11 protein-coding genes and 5 pseudogenes are annotated in these 18,319 nt (G+C 74.6%); 5 read left to right on the top strand and 11 right to left on the bottom strand.

Features of this window, described 5'->3' with window-relative positions:
- Positions 1–171: 171 nt before the first annotated feature.
- The 8 genes and pseudogenes from BJF88_RS03930 to BJF88_RS03965 form a co-directional block, all read right to left on the bottom strand.
- Complete coding sequence (locus BJF88_RS03930) at positions 172–1,188, bottom strand: ABC transporter substrate-binding protein (protein WP_075827840.1); 1,017 nt, start codon at positions 1,186–1,188, stop codon at positions 172–174.
- Between the two features lie 363 nt (positions 1,189–1,551).
- A pseudogene (gene araA / locus BJF88_RS03935) lies at positions 1,552–3,058 on the bottom strand (L-arabinose isomerase).
- A gap of 117 nt (positions 3,059–3,175) precedes the next feature.
- On the bottom strand, positions 3,176–3,922 hold the full coding sequence (locus BJF88_RS03940; protein WP_075827841.1) for an L-ribulose-5-phosphate 4-epimerase: 747 nt from the start codon (positions 3,920–3,922) through the stop codon (positions 3,176–3,178).
- A gap of 33 nt (positions 3,923–3,955) precedes the next feature.
- Positions 3,956–5,589: pseudogene (locus tag BJF88_RS03945) on the bottom strand (xylulokinase).
- 58 nt (positions 5,590–5,647) lie between these two features.
- A complete protein-coding gene (locus BJF88_RS03950) occupies positions 5,648–6,826 on the bottom strand; it encodes a LacI family DNA-binding transcriptional regulator (protein WP_369824477.1) in 1,179 nt (392 codons plus the stop codon).
- Entirely contained in the window at positions 6,823–7,722 is a 900-nt protein-coding gene (gene proC / locus BJF88_RS03955; RefSeq protein ID WP_075827842.1) for a pyrroline-5-carboxylate reductase, read from the bottom strand. The genes BJF88_RS03950 and proC overlap by 4 nt, the downstream gene beginning before the upstream one ends.
- A gap of 96 nt (positions 7,723–7,818) precedes the next feature.
- Positions 7,819–8,502 (bottom strand): hypothetical protein, encoded by a 684-nt coding sequence (locus BJF88_RS03960; RefSeq protein WP_139315900.1) that lies wholly within the window; start codon positions 8,500–8,502, stop codon positions 7,819–7,821.
- Positions 8,503–8,530: 28 nt separating this feature from the next.
- The gene (locus BJF88_RS03965; protein WP_075827844.1) at positions 8,531–9,079 is read right to left on the bottom strand and encodes a potassium channel family protein; all 549 of its coding nucleotides are present in this window, start codon (positions 9,077–9,079) and stop codon (positions 8,531–8,533) included.
- Between the two features lie 159 nt (positions 9,080–9,238).
- Between BJF88_RS03965 and radA the strand changes: the two are divergent.
- Both radA and disA read left to right on the top strand, forming a co-directional pair.
- Positions 9,239–10,662: pseudogene (gene radA / locus BJF88_RS03970) on the top strand (DNA repair protein RadA); the annotation flags it as partial.
- Between the two features lie 76 nt (positions 10,663–10,738).
- Positions 10,739–11,823 (top strand): annotated as a pseudogene (disA, locus tag BJF88_RS03975) (DNA integrity scanning diadenylate cyclase DisA).
- 43 nt (positions 11,824–11,866) lie between these two features.
- On the opposite strand, the gene BJF88_RS03980 reads toward disA, so the two are convergent.
- On the bottom strand, positions 11,867–12,664 hold the full coding sequence (locus tag BJF88_RS03980) for a hypothetical protein (RefSeq protein WP_075827845.1): 798 nt from the start codon (positions 12,662–12,664) through the stop codon (positions 11,867–11,869).
- 306 nt (positions 12,665–12,970) lie between these two features.
- Between BJF88_RS03980 and BJF88_RS03985 the strand changes: the two are divergent.
- A pseudogene (locus tag BJF88_RS03985) lies at positions 12,971–13,829 on the top strand (A/G-specific adenine glycosylase).
- 21 nt (positions 13,830–13,850) lie between these two features.
- Here the strand turns inward: BJF88_RS03985 and BJF88_RS03990 are convergent.
- Together BJF88_RS03990 and BJF88_RS03995 are read right to left on the bottom strand one after the other, a co-directional pair.
- On the bottom strand, positions 13,851–14,393 hold the full coding sequence (locus tag BJF88_RS03990; protein ID WP_075827877.1) for an amino-acid N-acetyltransferase: 543 nt from the start codon (positions 14,391–14,393) through the stop codon (positions 13,851–13,853).
- A 59-nt stretch (positions 14,394–14,452) separates the two neighbouring features.
- On the bottom strand, positions 14,453–15,403 hold the full coding sequence (locus BJF88_RS03995; RefSeq protein ID WP_075827846.1) for a sugar-binding transcriptional regulator: 951 nt from the start codon (positions 15,401–15,403) through the stop codon (positions 14,453–14,455).
- 241 nt (positions 15,404–15,644) lie between these two features.
- Here BJF88_RS03995 and BJF88_RS04000 point away from each other — a divergent pair, with 241 nt between their 5' ends.
- Both BJF88_RS04000 and BJF88_RS04005 read left to right on the top strand, forming a co-directional pair.
- On the top strand, positions 15,645–17,393 hold the full coding sequence (locus tag BJF88_RS04000; RefSeq protein ID WP_075827847.1) for a glycerol-3-phosphate dehydrogenase/oxidase: 1,749 nt from the start codon (positions 15,645–15,647) through the stop codon (positions 17,391–17,393).
- 161 nt (positions 17,394–17,554) lie between these two features.
- Positions 17,555–18,289: an MIP/aquaporin family protein gene (locus tag BJF88_RS04005; RefSeq protein WP_075827848.1), complete on the top strand. Its 735-nt coding sequence runs from the start codon at positions 17,555–17,557 to the stop codon at positions 18,287–18,289.
- The last annotated feature ends 30 nt before the right edge of the window (positions 18,290–18,319 follow it).

An 18,319-nucleotide genomic window follows, 5' to 3' on the forward strand; every position in this document is an offset into this window, starting at 1 on the left:
TCGACGAGCGCGATCGACGGCTCACGGCCGGCGCACGGCCGGCCGCTCCTGATGGCGGTCGCGCGCCGGGGCCTCGAGGACACCCGGCGCGCGACCGGTCCGCGGGGGCGCAGGAGCGCCGTGCGCTCCTGCGCCCGTGCGCGTCGCCCCGGAGGGCGCCGCGACGCCGGATCAGTACTCGCGGGTCGGCAGGGCCTCGACGGCCTGCTCCTGCGTGAAGGACTGGTCCTCGACGACGATGCGCTTCTCGACCTCCTCGCCGGCGATGACCTTCTCGATCACCTCGGCGAGGTCCGGGCCGAGCAGCGGGTTGCACTCGACGATGAAGTTGATCTTGCCGTCGGCCAGGGCCTGCATGCCGTCCTTGACCGCGTCGACCGTGACGATCTTGATGTCCTCGCCCGGGACCATGCCGGCGGCCTCGATCGCCTCGATCGCGCCCAGGCCCATGTCGTCGTTGTGCGCGTAGACGAGGTCGATGTCGTCGTGCGCCTGGAGGAAGCCCTCCATGACGGTCTTGCCCTCGGTCCGCGTGAAGTTGCCGGTCTGCGAGTCGATGATCGTGACGTTCGGGTTGTCCGCCGTCGCGCTCTCGAAGCCGGTCTTGCGGTCGATCGCCGGGGCGGCGCCCGTGGTGCCCTGGAGCTCCACGACGTTGATGGGCTCGGTCGCGAGGTTCTCGCTGACCCACTCGCCGGCCATCTCGCCCTCGAGGACGAAGTCGGATCCGATGAACGACTCGTACAGCGACTCGTCCTCGGAGTCGACGGCGCGGTCGGTGAGGATCACGGGGATGCCGGCCTGCTTGGCCTCCTCGAGGACCGAGTCCCAGCCGGACTCGACCACCGGGGAGAACGCGATGACGTCGACGCCCTGGGCGATGTAGGACCGGATCGCCTGGATCTGGTTCTCCTGCTTCTGCTGCGCGTCGGAGAACTTCAGGTCGAAGCCGTTCTCCTCGGTGAGGGTGTCCTGGATGGACTTCGTGTTCGCCGCGCGCCAGCCGGACTCCGCGCCTACCTGGGAGAAGCCGACGGTGATGAGGTCGCCGCTGCCGCCCCCTTCGCTGCCGCCACCGGCGGAGTCGCCGCCGTCGCTGCCGCCGCTGCTGCACGCCGCGAGTGCGAGCACCGCCGCGCCGGCGAGGACACCAGTCAGACGCGTGCGCGCCTTGGTCGTGCTGAACATGCTCTCCTCCTTGAGATGCGGTGCCCGGCGCCGTGCCGGGTTCCGGTCGTGACCCGACCCAACCGGCTGCGGTGCCTGTTGAGTCTTGTTGGTACGTGTTCAGATGTGTCATTGTCTAGCGTTGTCGGAGTCCGTAAAGCAAGCCCCGCAGCCCTGCGGCGCATAACTCTTCGGTAACTCCCGCCGTCGCCCGCCACGACCCGGCCGGAGGACGTTCGCCGGCCGAGATGTGTGAGCGATCACACCGACGTCCGTGTCGATGTTAGCGCTCACACACCCCGCGTGAAGAGGGGCGCCGATCACGGTCCGGTCACGGCGCCGAGCGACGGGACCGCCCGGGCGTCACCGCCCGGGCGGTCGCCCTCACAGCCCCTGGGCGAGGCGGTAGTAGACCTGGTTCCAGCGCACCTGGTCGCGGAACCCGCGCCGCGTGGTGCTCTCGTCGATGACGAGCAGCTCGGTGCCCGCGATGTCGGCGAACACCTCGAACGCCTCGACGCCCGCCGCGGTCGACAGCACCGTGTGGTGCGCGCCGCCGGCCGTGAGCCAGGCCTCGGCGGACGTCGCGAAGTCGGGTCGCGGCTCCCAGACCGCGCGCGCGACCGGCAGGTGCGGCAGCGGCGCGCTCGGCGGGACGACGTCCACGACGTTCGCCGTGAGCCGGAACCGGTCGCGCATGTCCGCGAGCGACACGACGACGCCCACGCCGGGGTCGGCGTCGAACACCATGCGGACCGGGTCCTCCTTGCCCCCGATCCCCAGCGGGTGGATCTCGACGCGCGGCGTCGACGTCGTCAGCGACGGGCAGATCTCGAGCATGTGCGCGCCGAGGATCTTCTCGCTGCCGGGCGTGAGGTCGTAGGTGTAGTCCTCCATGAGCGAGGCCCCACCGGGCAGCCCCTCGCCCATGACCTTCGCCGCGCGCACGAGCACCGCGGTCTTCCAGTCGCCCTCGGCGCCGAAGCCGTAGCCCTTGGACATGAGCCGCTGGACCGCGATGCCGGGCAGCTGGCGCAGGTCGCCCAGGTCCTCGAAGTTCGTCGTGAACGCTTGGCGCCGACGGACTCGAGGAACGTCTCGAGGGCGATCTCCTGGCGCGCCGCGTAGCGCAGGGACTCGTGGCGGTCGCCGTCCTTGCGCAGCTCGGGGACGACGTCGTACAGGTCCTCGTACTCCGCGACGAGCGCGTCGACGTCGGACTCCGAGACCGCCTCGACGGCCGCGACGAGATCGTTCACGCCCCACGTGTTCACCGAGACGCCGAAGCGCAGCTCGGCCTCCGTCTTGTCGCCCTCGGTCACCGCGACGTTGCGCATGTTGTCGCCGAACCGGGCGAGCCGGAGCTCGTGCGTGGCCGCCCAGCCCGCGGCGCGCGCACCCACGCACCGACGCGCGCCGTGACGGCGGGGTTGGACACGTGCCCCACGACCGTCGTGCGGGCGACGCCGAGGCGCGTCGCGACGTACGCGTACTCGCGGTCGCCGTGCGCGGCCTGGTTGAGGTTCATGAAGTCGAAGTCGATCGTGTCCCACGGGAGCTCGACGTTCGCCTGCGTGTGCAGGTGCAGCAGCGGCTTGCGCAGCTGGTCCAGGCCGGTGATCCACATCTTGGCAGGGCTGAACGTGTGCATCCACGTCACGACGCCGAGCACGCGGTCGTCCGCGTTGGCGTCCAGCATCGCGCGGCGGATGGACGCCGCGTCCTTGAGGACCGGCTTCCACACCACGGTGGCCGGCACGTCGGGCGACGCGTCGAGGGTCCGCGCGACCTCCTGTGACTGCTCGGCGACCTGGCGGAGCGTCTCCTCGCCGTACAGGTCCTGGCTGCCGGTGAGGAACCAGATCTCGCGGTCCGCGTAGGGCTTGCTCATCTTCGTCCACATCTCTCGTGTCGGTGGGTGCGGCGGCCGCGTCGGTGCGGGGCGCGGAGGGTCGTGCCGGGTGCCGGGTGGTGCCGGACGCGTGGTGCAGGGGCGTGGCGACCGGCGTCAGCGCGGGGTGGGCTGCTGGCCGTAGACGTTCTGGTAGCGGGCGTACAGGGAGTCGACGTCGGACTGCGCGATGCGCGTCGGCTCGCCGAGCTGCCGGCTCACGTGCACGGTGCGCGCGACCTCCTCGCACATGACCGCGGCCTTGACGGCGGCGCGCGCGTCCTTGCCGATCGTGAACGGCCCGTGGTTGCGCATGAGCACCGCGGGACTGCGCGACTCGCGGAGCGTCTCGACGATGCCGCGGCCGATCGAGTCGTCGCCGATGAGCGCGAACGGGCCGACGGGGATGTCGCCGCCGAACTCGTCGGCCATCATCGTCAGCACGCACGGCACGGCCTCGCCGCGCGCGGCCCAGGCCGTCGCGTACGTGGAGTGCGTGTGCACGACGCCGCCCACCTCGGGCATGTGCCGGTACACGTACGCGTGCGCCGCCGTGTCGGACGACGGCGCGCGGTCGCCCTCGACGAGCTCGCCGTCGAGGTCGCACACGACCATGGCCTCGGGCGTGATGTCGTCGTAGGACACGCCCGAGGGCTTGATGACGAGCAGGTCCTGGCTCCCGTCCTGCGCGGCGCCCCGGACGCGCTCGGAGACGTTGCCCGCCGTCCAGACGACGAGCTCCCAGCGGGGCAGCTCGGCGTGCAGCGCGGCGACGCGCTCCTTGGCCGCGTCGACGGCGGGACGGAGCTCGTCCGGCACGCCGGCGAGCGGGGCGGCGGGCCCGGTGGGGGTCGAGGTGGTCATGCTGCGGGTCTCCTTCGTCGGGGGCGCGTCGGGTCAGAGCGCGGCGGTCGCGGCACGCTCGACGGCGAGGCCGGCGTCGTAGCGCTCGAGGTAGGCGGCGAAGCCCGCGACGTCGGACGCGTCGGGCTCCACCGTGTCCAGCTCGGCCGTGGCGAAGACGTGCTCGCGCAGGTACGCGCCGAGGTCGGCGGCACCGCGCGCACCCGCGCCGGCGCTCGCGGCGGTGCGGTCGCGCAGGTACGCGGCGAGGACGGCGATGCCCCAGGCCCCGCCCTCGCCGGCCGTGCGGCCGACCGTGACGGGCGCGTCGATCGCGGCGGCGAGCAGGCGCTGGGCCACTCCTGCCGTCCGGAACATCCCGCCGTGCGCGAACATCGCGTCGACCGCGACGCCCTCGCGCGCCAGGACGCGCATCCCGAGGGCCAGCGTCCCGAACGCGCCGTAGACCTGCGTGCGGGCGAAGTTGGCGAGCGTCAGGCGGCTGTCCGGGGTGCGCACGACGAGCGGGCGCCCCTCCTCCAGCCCGGTGATGGGCTCGCCGGACAGGTAGTTGTAGGCGAGGAGTCCGCCGCCGTCGGCGTCGCCCTCGAGCGCCGCGCGGAGGAACGCGCCGAACACGTCGTCGGGCGTCGCCGCGGCGCCGAGCGCCGTCGCGAGCTCGCCGAGCAGCGAGGCCCACGCGCTCAGCTCGCTCGCGCCGTTGTTGCAGTGGACCATCGCGACGAGATCGCCCGCGGGCGTCGTCACGACGTCGATCTCGTGGTGCACGCTCGTGAGCGGACGCTCGAGCACGACCATGGCGAAGATGCTCGTGCCCGCGCTGACGTTCCCGGTGCGCGGGGTGACGGACGCGGTGGCGACCATGCCGGTCCCGGCGTCGCCCTCCGGCGGGCACAGCGGCACGCCGGGCTGCAGCGTCCCGGTCGGGTCGAGCCACGCGGCACCCTCGGGCGTGAGCGTGCCGGCCTCCTCGCCCGCGACGAGCACCTCGGGCAGCAGCTCCGCGAGCTTCGGCAGCGCCCGGCGCTCGGCGACGCGCTCGTCGACCAGGTCGAGCATGCGCCGGTCGTACCCGCGCGTCGTCGGGTCGACGGGGAACATGCCCGACGCGTCGCCGACGCCGAGGACGTGGCGGCCGGTGAGGCGGCGGTGGACGTACCCCGCGAGCGTCGTCAGCGACGCGACGTCGCCCACGTGCGGCTCCTCGTCGAGGACGGCCTGGTACCAGTGCGCCACGGACCAGCGCAGCGGCACGTTGTACCCGAGCAGCTCGGTGAGCTCGGCGGCGGCAGGACCGGTCGACGTGTTGCGCCAGGTGCGGAACGGGGCGAGCAGCCCGCCGCTCGCGTCGAGGCGAGGTAGCCGTGCATCATCGCCGACACGCCGAGCGCGCCGAACGTCGTCGGGCGCACGCCGTAGCGCCGCTCGACGTTCGCCACGAGCTCCGCGTAGCACTCGCGCAGCCCCGTCTCGACGGCGTCGAGCGAGTAGGTCCACGTGCGGTCCGCGTACTCGTTCTCCCACGCGTGGCTGCCGCTCGCGACCGGCGTCCCGTCCGGCCCGACGAGGCAGGCCTTGATCCGGGTCGACCCGAGCTCGATGCCCAGCGCCGTCGTCCCGGCGGTGACCGCCTCCCGGATCGCGGCCACGTCGTCCTGCTGCACCATCGCTGTCTCCCTCGCCGCGTCGTTGCGTCCTGCCTGTCCGTCCCCGTGATGTTAGCGCTCACACGTCGTGGGGCCAAGCAGGCGGGTGGAGCAGGCCCCGACGTGGTCGGGCCCGACCCGGTCGGGCGCGCCGAGATCCCCGCTCACCGCCGCGGGCCGGTCGTGCTCTCGCGCACCACCAGCTCGGGCGGGATGGACACCGGGCGCACGTCCGCGCCGGCGAACGCGTCGAGCATGAGGCGATCGCCCGGCGGCCGAGCGCGCCGAACGGCTGGCGCACCGTCGTCAGCGGCGGGATGAAGTGGCCGGCGCCCGCGATGTCGTCGAAGCCGACCACCGACACGTCGTCGGGCACGCGCACGCCGGACTCCCAGAACGCCCGCAGCAGACCGAGGGCGAGCTGGTCGTTGCCGGCGAACACGGCCGTGGGACCGGCGCCCGAGCGGACCGCCTCCGCGAGCTCGCGGCCGACGGCGTAGCCGCGGTCCGACGACCAGTCGCCGCGGACGGGCTCCGGCACCGGGGCGTCGGCGTCCTCCAGCGCGGCGCGCCAGCCCGTCTCGCGCTCTCGCGCGTCGAACCAGTCCAGCGGGCCGGACACGTGCAGGACGGTGGCGTGCCCCAGCCCGAGGAGGTGCTCGGCCGCCAGCCGTGCCCCGAGGCGCTGGTCGACGGCGATGGGGAGGATGCTGCCGAGGGGCGTGCCCGGTGCGACCGGCCCGGCACCGGCGGCGTCGTCCTCGTCGCCGCCCGGGTGGTCGCGCGCGGCGATCATGATGACCGGCACCGGCGCGCGGAAGGAGTCCACCGCCGCGGCGACGTCCGTCTGCGGCGCGATGACGACGATGCCCTCGACGCCCTGGTCCATGAAGTGCTCGAGCACGCGGTGCATGGTCGCGGCGTCGTACCGGCGGATCGTCGCGACGCTCACGAAGTAGCCCTGCTCGCGCGCCGCCTCCTCGACGGCGATGAGCGTGGAGGTCGGGCCGTAGAGCGCCGACCCGGTGGTCACGACGCCGACCGTCGCCGAGCGCATCGTCACCAGCGCGCGGGCGGCGCTGTTGCGCCGGTAGCCGAGCGTCGTGATCGCGTCGAGGACACGGTCGCGCGTCTCGGGCCGCACGCTCGGGTGGTCGTTGAGCACGCGCGAGACCGTCTGGTGCGACACGCCGGCGAGCCGCGCGACGTCGGACATCGCGGGCGGGCGCGTGCGCGGGGACGGCCCCGTCGCGGTCATCTCGCGGTCCCCGCTCCCGAGCCGGAGCCGGAGCCGGAGCCGGAGGACAGCGTCGCCGCGAGCTCGGCCGAGCGGTCGCGCGCCGCCTCGAGCGCGTCGAGGAACGCAGCCCGCACACCGCCGGCGTCGAGCCGGCGCAGCGCCGCCACGGTGGTCCCGCCGGGAGACGACACGCGCTCGCGCAGGAGCGCCGGGTGCTCCCCCGTCTCGGCCAGCATCGTCGCCGCGCCGCGCACGGTCGCGGTCGCGAGCTCGAGCGCCGTCGCCCGGGTCAGGCCGAGCAGCACCCCCGCCTCCGCGAGCGCGTCGACGACGTAGAACACGTACGCCGGGCCGGACCCCGACAGCGCGCCCACCGCGTCCTGGTCCTTCTCCGCGACGCGGACCACGAGCCCGGTGGCGGCGAGCAGGCGCTCGACGAGGGCGAGGTGCTCCTGCGTCGCCGACGCACCGCCGCTCACCGCGCTCACGCCGGCGCCGACGACCGACGGCGTGTTCGGCATGACGCGCACCACGGGCGTCCCCGCGGGCAGACGCTGCTCGTAGAACGCCGTGGGCAGCCCGACGACGACGCTCACCACGACCGTCCCGGGGGCGACCGCGTCGCGCACCTGCGCGAGGAGCGCGTCGACGTCCTTCGGCTTGACCGCGACGACGACGACGCCCGCACCCCGCGCGGCGGTGACGTTGTCCGCGGTGACCTCGACCCCGTACCGCTCGGCGAGCTCGTCGCCGCGCGCGGGGCGGCGCACCGTGGCGACCACCTCCCCGGGCTCCCAGCCCCCCGCGAGCGCACCGGACAGGACGGTCTCTCCCATGACGCCGGCGCCGAGGACGGCGAGGCGTGGGCGGTGCGGGCTGTCGGTCGGTTCGGTCGGGTCGGTGGTGCCGGTCATGCGTCGTCAGCTCCCGTCGGCGGCGTGATCAGGGCATTCTTGCGCAAATGCGTCCGCCGGGGAACGCGCCGCTGCGCCTCCGGGACGGGCCGCGCCTCACATCGGGTAGGCGTCGTAGACGTCCTCGACGACGTCGGCGGGCCCGGTGGCCTGCAGGACGGCGGTGCCGTTGCGCCACGTGACCGTGGCGGACCCGCCGTCGCCGGGCACGACGACCACGGTCCCGACGGTCTCGCCCTCCACGGTGACGTCGTCCCGCGACGTCGGCTCGGCACCGTCGAGGAGCGCGGTCGCGGCGGTCTCCGCCTCCTCGGGCGTGGGCCACTGCCCCGCGACCACGGTCACCGTCGTGGCGCCGTCGCCCTCCGCGTCGGCGTACACGAGCTCGTACGCCTCGAGGGCGCCGGCGGCGGTCCACGCGTCGGTCCCGGCGTCGCTGCGCAGGGCGAGGTCGAGGACGGTCGCGGGCAGGGCCTGGGCGAACGGGGTGCTCGCCGTGCGCTCGACCGGCTCGATCGCGGGGGTCGGCGCGTCGGCCGTGACGGTGACGGTCGGCGCCGGCTCGCCCTGCGCGTCCGACCGCGCGAACCCCGGCCACACGAGCGCGAGGAGGGTCACGACGAGCCCGACGACGAGCACGAGGCCGAGGAGCACGACGAGGCGCCGGCGCCGGTAGACGGCGGGCGGGACGGGCCGCGTGTGGCGGCGGTCGCTCGCGCCCACGGCGTCGCGCGGCCGGACCGGGCCGTGGGGGGTTCGGCTGCTGGTCGGCTGGCCCATCGGTGCTCCTCCTTCGACGGCGCCCAGCCTAGGGCTCGGGGTGCCTCGGAGCGGGGACCTCGGCGCCCGCCCCGCCGTTCGCCCGCCGCTCCGCCCGGGCGCGCACCCGCCCGGTGGCCACCGACACGAGCACGCCGACGACGAGCAGGTCGAGGACGATCTGGACCATCGTGACGATCTTCGCCGCGTCCCCCGTCGGGTGGACGTCCCCGTACCCCACCGTCCCCAGGGTCACGACCGCGAAGTAGAGCGCGTCCGTGCGGGTGGCGATGCCGACGAACTGGTCGGCCATGACGTAGTACACCGCGGCGAAGAAGGTGATGAGCGGGAGCAGCAGCCCGACCACGGACTGCACGCGCACGCTCGGTTCGTGCCACGCGCGCACCTGCCGGCGCACCTGCACGGTGAGCACCGCGCACAGCAGGACGAGGCCGACCGCGAAGACCGCGACCTGCGCGCCGGGCGGGCTCCCGTCGTGCGGGAGCGGGACGCCGTAGTACACGGTGAGGCACGCGACCGTGGAGGCCAGCGTGAGGACCGGGGTCCACCACGCGCTGTCGTGCGGGAACGGTCGCATGCGCCCAGGATGGCGCGTCCCGGGGCGGACCGCTCGGGAGCCGCTCCCGCGGGTCGCGCCGGAGCCCGCGACCGTGTCGGGGGCCGTCGCTACCGTGGCCCGCGTGACGTCGACGACGAGCGCGCCCTCCCGGTCCGGTGGTGGCGCCAAGCGGACCCGCCCGCCTACCGCTGCACGGAGTGCGGCTGGACCACCGCGAAGTGGGCGGGCCGGTGCGGCGAGTGCCAGGAGTGGGGCACGGTCACGGAGGACGCGCCCGCGGCGGCGGGCCCGCGCACGGCGGCGGTCGTCCCCACGCGTTCGCCGGCGCGGCCCATCGCGGAGATCGACGTCGAGGCGGCGCGGGCCGCGCCGACCGGGGTGGCCGAGCTCGACCGCGTCCTCGGGGGCGGCATCGTGCCCGGGGCGGTCGTCCTGCTCGCGGGCGAGCCCGGCGTCGGCAAGTCCACGCTCCTGCTCGCGGTGGCGAGCAACGTCGCCGCCGGCGCGTCCGACCTGCCCACGGCGGCCCGCGGAGCGGCGCCCGGTGCGACGTCGCCCCCGAGGCGCGTCCTGTACGTCACCGGCGAGGAGTCGGCCGGCCAGGTGCGCCTGCGGGCGGAGCGGGTCGGCGCGCTCGCCCCGGGGCTGCTCCTCGCGGCCGAGACCGACCTCGCGACGGTCCTCGGGCACGTCGAGGCGACCGACCCGGACCTCCTGGTCGTCGACTCGGTCCAGACGATCGCCTCCGCACAGGTCGAGGGCGCGCCCGGCGGGGTCGGCCAGGTGCGCGAGGTCGCCGCGGCGCTCATCGGCGCCGCGAAGGCGCGCGACCTGCCCGTGATCCTCGTCGGCCACGTCACGAAGGACGGGTCGGTCGCCGGCCCCCGCACGCTCGAGCACCTCGTCGACGTCGTGTGCCAGTTCGAGGGCGACCGCCACTCGCGCCTGCGCCTGGTGCGCGCCGTGAAGAACCGCTACGGGCCGACGGACGAGGTCGGCTGCTTCGACCTCACCGAGGACGGGATCGTCGGCCTCGCCGACCCGAGCGGCCTGTTCCTGTCGCACACGGGCGCGGGCGTGCCCGGCACGTGCATCTCCGTGACCGTCGAGGGGCGGCGGCCGCTCGCGCTCGAGCTCCAGGCGCTCGTCGTGCCGAGCTCGCTCGCCAACCCGCGCCGCACGACGAACGGCGTCGACGCGAGCCGCCTCGCGATGATCCTCGCCGTCATGCACCGGCACGCGGGCGTGCGGCTCGTCGACCAGGACGTCTACGTCTCGACGGTGGGCGGGGCGAAGGTCGCCGAGCCGGCCGCCGACCTCTCCATCGCGCTGTCGGTGCTGTCGCGCGCGAGGACACGGCGCTGCCGGCCGGGACGGTGGCCTTCGGGGAGGTCGGCCTGGCGGGCGACATCCGGCAGGTCACCGGGCTCGACCGACGGCTCGCCGAGGCGGCCCGGCTGGGCTTCACGCGCGCCGTCGTGCCGCGGGGGTCGTTCCCCCGGCCGGTGGACGGCATGACGGTCCTGCCCGCTCGCCACCTCGGCGAGGCGTTCGAGCTCGCGCGGTCGGGGGCCGCGAGCGAGGGCCGCTCCCCGGCGTGACCGGATCGTGACCGACGCCGGGCGAGGAGCCGCGTCGTCCCGGGCCGCGCGCGGGGCCGCAGCGTAGGATCGCGTCGTGGTCACCTCCCCCGCGCACCCCGACGAGCTGCTCCGGGAGACGCTCGCCGCCGTCGCGCCCGGTACCGAGCTGCGCGACGGTCTCGAGCGGATCCTGCGCGGCCGGACCGGCGCCCTCATCGTGCTCGGCCTGGACGCCGTCGTCGACGAGATGTGCTCGGGCGGGTTCGAGCTCGACGTCGGCTTCTCCGCGACGCGCCTGCGCGAGCTGTCGAAGATGGACGGGGCGGTCGTGCTCGACCACGAGGCGAACCGCATCCTGCGCGCCGCGGTCCAGCTCCTGCCCGACCCGACCATCGAGACGACGGAGTCCGGCACGCGGCACCGCACCGCGGAGCGCGTCGCGAAGCAGAGCGGCTTCCCGGTCATCTCCGTGAGCCAGTCGATGCGGATCGTCGCGCTCTACGTCGGCGGCCAGCGGCACGTGCTCGAGGACTCCGACACGATCCTCTCGCGCGCCAACCAGGCCCTCGCGACGCTCGAGCGGTACCGCTCGCGCCTGGACGAGGTCTCCGGCACCCTCTCGGCCCTCGAGATCGAGGACCTGGTCACGGTGCGCGACGTGTGCGCGGTGGTCCAGCGTCTCGAGATGGTGGGGCGGATCTCCGAGGAGATCGCGGGCTACGTCATCGAGCTCGGCACCGACGGCCGGCTGCTCGCGCTCCAGCTCGACGAGCTCATCGGCGGGATCGGTTCGGACCGCGAGTTCGTCATCCGCGACTACGTGGACCTCGCACGCCGGGACCGCTCCCTCGCCGACGTGCAGAAGGCCCTCGGCGGCCTGGACTCGACGCAGCTGCTCGACCTCGGGCAGATCGGCCGCGTGCTCGACCTCCCGGGCGGCGGCGACGCGCTCGCGCGGCCGTCGCTCCCCACGGGTACCGCCTGCTGTCGAAGGTCCCGCGCCTCCCGGCGACGATCATCGACCGGCTCGTCGCGCACTTCGGCGGGCTGCAGAAGCTGCTGGCCGCGAGCATCGACGACCTCATGACGGTGGACGGCGTGGGCGAGCAGCGCGCGCGGGCCGTGCGCGAGGGGCTGTCGCGGCTCGCCGAGTCCAGCATCCTCGAGCGGTACGTCTGACGGGCGTCCCGCCGACCGCAGCGCGGCCCGGCGGACGCTCCGCCTACCCCTCCGCCGGCGGAGCGGACGGCTCGGCGGGCGTCTCCGCCGGGGCCGCGGGCTCGCCGGTCTGCTCCGGCTGCGCGGGCGGCTGGTCGCCGCTCCCGTCCGCGCCCTGCGCCGGCTCCTCGGTGGTCTCCGCGGGCCCGCCCTCGGTCCCGCCCGGCTCGGCCGGCTCGGCCGGCTCGGCCGGCGGCGCGGGCGGGTTCGGGTCGAGCACCGTGAACGTCGCCGGGGCGCTCGTCGCCCCGTCGACGCCGGCGAGGCCCACGACCGCCGTGAACGTCCCGTACCCCGCCTCGGGCTGGTCGGGTGCGCAGCCCTCGACGGAGCGCCGGCGGTCCCACCGGACGGTGGCCGACACCTCGTCGCCCCGGCTCATGAGCAGGGGCCGCTCCTGGGTCGCGCAGTGCGCGGAGGACCAGACCACCTCGTCGCCCGCGCGCACGAGCACCGGGCGGCCGGCGTCGGAGCCGTCGACCAGGCACGGGCGCGCGCCGACGTGGCGCATCGTCACGTGGAGCTCGACCGCCTCGTCGACCGTGAACTCCGGGTCCGACGGCGCCAGGGTCAGCTCGAGGGCGCCCGCGCCGCAGTCGCGCGGTGGTCCCAACGGCTCCGGCGTCGGCGGCGCCGCGCGTCCCGTCGAGACGTCGTCGGCACCGACCATGGGCTGCACCGCACGCACGACCACCCGGCCGAGCAGCACGAGGCCCGTCACCAGCGCGGCGAGCAGGACCAGGGCGAGGACGCGACGACGCACGAAGACGGCTCGCGACGGTCGCGTGCCCTGCGTGCTCACCCGTGCTCCCGGAGTCTCGTGTCGGACGTGGGCTCCTACGCTAGTGGCCCGTGCCGCCATCCCGGCCGAGCCGCGCCGCGCGGCGCCACGCCGCCCGCACAGCCGTACGCCGCACCACCGCACCACCGCACGACCGCACCAGCCGCCCACGGGCGCAGGACCACCGGAGGAACCGGCAGTGACACCGGCAGTGACACCGGCAATGGCACCGGCAGCGAGCGCAGCACCCACGCCGCCGACGCCGGGCGCGTCGCGCGCCGGGGCGTCGTCCCCCGCCGTCGCGCGCGACGCGCCGCGGTCGCCGCGGTGCGCGACGCGGTCGGGGCGTGGTTCGCGCGCACGGCCCGCGACCTGCCCTGGCGCGCGGACGACCGCACGGCCTGGGGCGTGCTCGTGAGCGAGGTGATGCTGCAGCAGACGCCCGTGGTGCGCGTGGAGCCCGTCTGGCGCGAGTGGCTCGAACGGTGGCCCGCGCCGGCCGACCTCGCGGCCGCCCCGACCGCCGACGTGCTGCGGGCCTGGGGACGGCTCGGCTACCCGCGCCGGGCGCTGCGCCTCCAGGAGTGCGCCCGCGCATCGTGGACCACCACGACGGCGAGGTGCCCCGCGGCGAGGAGGCGCTGCGCGCCCTGCCCGGCATCGGCGAGTACACGGCCGCCGCCGTCACGGCGTTCGCGCACGGTCGCCGCGCGGTCGTCGTCGACACCAACGTGCGCCGCGTGCTCGCCCGGGTCTCGCGGGCCGGGCGCTGCCGGCGCCGTCGTACACCGCTGCCGAGCGAGCGCTGGCCGCCGCCGTCGCGCCACCGGACGACTCCGCGGCGACGCGGTGGGCCGCGGCGTCGATGGAGCTCGGCGCGCTCGTCTGCACCGCGCGCGCCCCGCGGTGCGGGGCGTGCCCGGTCCGGGACCGGTGCGCGTGGCGGGCCGCGGGCCGCCCCGCGGACGAGCACGCGGACCGCCGCCGTACCCAGGCCTGGGCCGGGACCGACCGGCAGGTGCGCGGACGCGTCATGGCCGCGCTGCGCGAGGCGGAGGGCCCGGTCCCCCGCGACCTCGTCGGCGCCGTGTGGCACGACGCGGTGCAGCTCGACCGCTGCGTGGCCGGACTCGTGGAGGACGGCCTCGTCGAGCAGGACGGCGAGGCCCTGCGCCTACCTGCCTGAGCGACGCCGCGCCCGGACGGGTCAGGTGAGGTCGAGGAGCATGCGCGTGTTGCCGAGGGTGTTCGGCTTGACCCGCGCCAGGTCGAGGAACTCCGCGACCCCGTCGTCGTGCGAGCGCAGGAGCTCGGCGTAGACCTCGGCGGACACGGGGGCGCCGTCGATCGGGCGAAACCCGTGCCGGGCGAAGAAGCCCACCTCGAACGTGAGGCAGAAGACCCGCCGCAGACCGAGGGCGCGGGCGCGGGCGAGCAGCTCGCCGACGAGCGCGTCCCCCACGCGCCGCCCGCGCCACGCCGGGTCGACCGCGAGCGTGCGGATCTCCGCCAGGTCGTCCCACATGACGTGCAGCGCCCCGCAGCCCACGACCTCGGCGTCGGCGTCGGGGTCCGCCGGAGCGGCCACGACGAACTCCTGCACCGACTCGTAGTAGCCGACCATCTCCTTGGCGAGGAGGATGCGCTCCTCCGCGTACGGCTGCACGAGCGCGCGGATGGCGCGGACGTCCGCCGGCACGGCGGACCGGACACTCACCGGCGAGAGCGCGGCGGGAGGGTGGGACGACACGCCGTCACTGTACGCGCGCACACGCTCTGATGCATACCTATCCACCAATACGCATAGATTCAGCCGCCGGCGACGAGCCGCGACGCCGTGATCTCGTCGACGACGAGGTCGGTCACGACACCCGCCCGCAGCGCGGCGCGCAGCGGGGCCACCTTGTTGTCGCCGGCCACCGCGCACACGCGGCGCGGCACCCGGCGCAGCTCGTCCGGCGACGGCCCGGTCGCCCGCTCGTTCAGCGCGACGTCGCGGTAGGTGCCGTCGGGGCGCAGGAAGACGGTGCACACGTCGCCGACGACGCCCTCCTCCTCGAGCACCGCGATGTCCTCCGGCTCGAGGTAGCCGGCCGCGTAGACGTGCGACGGCACGCCGCCCGAGACGGCCCCGACCGAGAAGAGGGCGATGTCCGCGCGGTGCTGGACGTCGAGGACGCGCCGCACCGACCGCTCACGCCACATGGCGCGCTTCGTCTCGGCGTAGTCGAAGAACGCCGGGACTGGGAAATGGTGCACGTGCGCGTCGAACGCCGTGCCGAACCCCGCGATGAGGTCGCCCGCGTAGTGGACGCCGGACGTGCGCGTGTTCGCCGCGCCGTTGAGCTGCACGACGGCGCTGCCCCGCGTCGCCTTCCGCGGCAGGTGCCTCGAGACCGCCGAGAGCGTGGTCCCCCACGCGATGCCGAGGATCATGTCCGAGTCGAACCACGACGAGAGCAGGCGTGCGGTCGTCATCGCGACCTGCTCGAGACGGTCCACCTGTGCCGCCTGGTCCGGCACCGGGACGACGTAGGCGTCGATGCCCCACGTGCTCGCGATCTGCTGCCCGACGCCCGGGGCGCGGCTGCTCGTGGGCCGCAGCGAGATCTCCACGAGCCCCGTCTCGCGAGCCCGCTTGACGAGCCGGGAGACGGTCGACCGCGACGTGCGCAGGTGCTTGGCGATCGCCTCCATCTTCATGTCCTGCAGGTAGTACATCGACGCCGCACGCAGCACGTCCTGCTCCCGGTCCACCATGACGCCTCCTCGTCTCCGGTCGTCCCCTCATTCTGCACGTTCGTGCACAGCGCTTGCGCGTCCGTTCGCCGCGTGGTGGTGTGAAGGACGTGCGGAGACGTCGCAGCACAGGGCGGCGGGCTCCGAGCAGACGGTTCCTCTCGCGCTCCTGGTGCGGACGTGGGACCGTCGCTCTGAGCGCACCAGGTGCGTCGGCATCTCGGAGCGCACGCACGGCGGGCGACGAAGAGAGGTTGGACGGATGGCATCCACGAGACTCACCGCGGAGTCACGCCGGCAGGCACTGGCCGCGCTCGAGGCGAGCACGAGCGCGGACGCCGAGCTCGACGTCCTGGTGATCGGCGGCGGCGTCACCGGCGCCGGCATCGCGCTCGACGCCGTCACGCGCGGCCTCTCGACCGCGATCGTCGAGGCCCAGGACTGGTCGGCGGGCACGTCGAGCCGGTCCAGCAAGCTCGTGCACGGCGGGCTGCGGTACCTGCAGATGCTCGACTTCCACCTCGTGCACGAGGCGCTCACCGAGCGCGACCTGCTGCTCAAGGACATCGCCCCGCACCTGGTGCGGCCGGTCCCGTTCCTGTACCCGCTCGAGCACCGCGTGTGGGAGCGCGCCTACGTCGGCACCGGCATCGCCCTCTACGACACCCTCGCGAGCGTCGCCCCCGGCAAGCGCGCCATGCCCCTCCACCGGCACCTGAGCCGACGCCGCATGGAGAAGAAGTTCCCCGACCTCGCGCACGACGCCGCCGTGGGCGCCGTCCAGTACTGGGACGCGTCCGTCGACGACTCCCGCCTCGTGAGCACGCTCGTGCGCACCGCCGCGTCGTACGGCGCGCACGCCGCGTCGCGCACGCAGGTGGTCTCGCTGACCAAGGGCGCCACGGGCGCGGTGAACGGCGCCGTCCTGGTCGACCTGGAGACCGGGCACGAGCTCACCGTGCGCGCACGGTCCGTCATCAACGCGACCGGCGTGTGGACCGAGGACACCGAGGCGCTCGCAGGCAGCGAGGGCGGCCTGCGCGTGCTCGCCTCGAAGGGCATCCACATCGTCGTGCCGCGCGAGCGGATCAAGGGCCACGTGGGCCTGATCCTGCAGACCGAGAAGTCCGTGCTCTTCGTCATCCCGTGGTCGCGGTACTGGGTCATCGGCACCACGGACACGCCGTGGGAGCAGGAGCTCCAGCACCCCGTCGCGACGTCCGCGGACATCGACTACGTACTCGAGCACGCGAACGCCGTGCTCGCGCACCCGCTCACGCGCGACGACGTCATCGGCACGTGGGCGGGCCTGCGGCCGCTGCTGCAGCCGGGCACGAAGGAGGGCACGAGCTCGGCCAAGGTGTCGCGCGAGCACACCGTCGCCTCCCCCACGCCCGGCCTCACCGTGATCGCGGGCGGCAAGCTCACCACGTACCGCGTCATGGCGAAGGACGCGGTCGACTTCGCGATCGGCCAGCGGGCGAGCGCACTGCCGTCGATCACCCACACGATCCCGCTCCTCGGAGCCGTCGGGCTCGAGGCCGTGCGCCGCCAGGCGCGCCCCTGGGCGTCGCGCTACCGCTGGACCCCGGCGATGGTGGACCACCTGCTCCACCGCTACGGCTCCAACCTGCGGGAGATCGTCGAGCTGTGCGAGGCGCAGCCCGACCTCGCCCGCCCCCTCGAGCACGCGCCCGCGTACCTGCGCGCCGAGATCGCCTACGGCGTCTCGCACGAGGGCGCGCTGCACCTCGAGGACCTCCTGCTGCACCGCACGCGCCTCAACTACGAGGTGTCCGACCGCGGCCTCGCCGCCCTCCCGGAGATCGCCGACATCGCCGCCGGCCTCCTCGGTTGGGACGACGCGACGCGCGACGAGGAGGTCCGCCAGTACACCGAGCGCGCCGACGCCGAGGCCGCCGCGGAGCAGCAGCCGGACGACCCGAGCGCCGAGCGCACGCGCCTCGACGCCGCCGACGTCGCGCCGCTGCAGCCGCTGCGCGTCGGCTGAGCGCACGGACCCACAACTGCATCACGGGTGCGGCCGGGACGACCCCCTCGGCCGCACCCCGCACGGACCGGGGGACACCGTCCCCGGGTGCACGAGGACCGCGACGCACCGAGCGTCGTCGGGGTTGCGACAGCGAAGTCCGATCAGAAAGCGAGCACACGATGGACGTGTCAACAGGCGAGCTCCTCTTCTCCGAGTTCCTCGGCACCATGTTCCTGCTCCTCGGAGGCGCAGGCGTCGTCGCGAACGTGATCCTCCCCCGCAACAAGGGGTTCGACGGCGGGTGGCTCCTCATCAACTTCGGATGGGGCCTCGCGGTGTTCGCGGGTGTCTTCGTCGCGTACAAGTCCGGGGCGCACATCAACCCCGCCGTGACGTTCGGCATCTGGGCGAGCGGTGCCGAGGAGTTCGCTCCCGGGATCCCCGTGACCGCGGCGAACGGCTTCTTCTACATCACCGCGCAGATGGCGGGTGCCGCCATCGGTGCGCTCCTGGCCTTCCTCGCGTACAAGAAGCACTTCGACGAGGAGGCGCCCGCCGCCACCAAGCTCGGCGTCTTCTCCACCGGGCCGGAGATCCGCTCCTACGGCTGGAACCTCGTCACCGAGATCCTCGGCACCTTCGTGCTCGTGTTCGTCGTCCTCATGTTCGGCAACACGCCGCACCAGCTCGGCCCCCTCGCGGTGGCCCTGCTCGTCGTGGGGATCGGCGCGAGCCTCGGTGGCCCGACCGGGTACGCCATCAACCCGGCCCGTGACCTCGGGCCCCGCATCGCCCACGCCCTCCTGCCCATCCGCGGCAAGGGTGGCAGCGACTGGTCGTACTCGTGGGTCCCCGTGCTCGGCCCGATCATCGGCGGCGTCCTCGCGGGCCTCCTCGCGCCCGTCTACTCCTGACCCCCGTCCCTCTGCGTCGTGCGGGCCGCC

This window comes from Cellulosimicrobium sp. CUA-896, assembly GCF_001942335.1.
In the GTDB taxonomy this organism is placed as follows: domain Bacteria; phylum Actinomycetota; class Actinomycetes; order Actinomycetales; family Cellulomonadaceae; genus Cellulosimicrobium.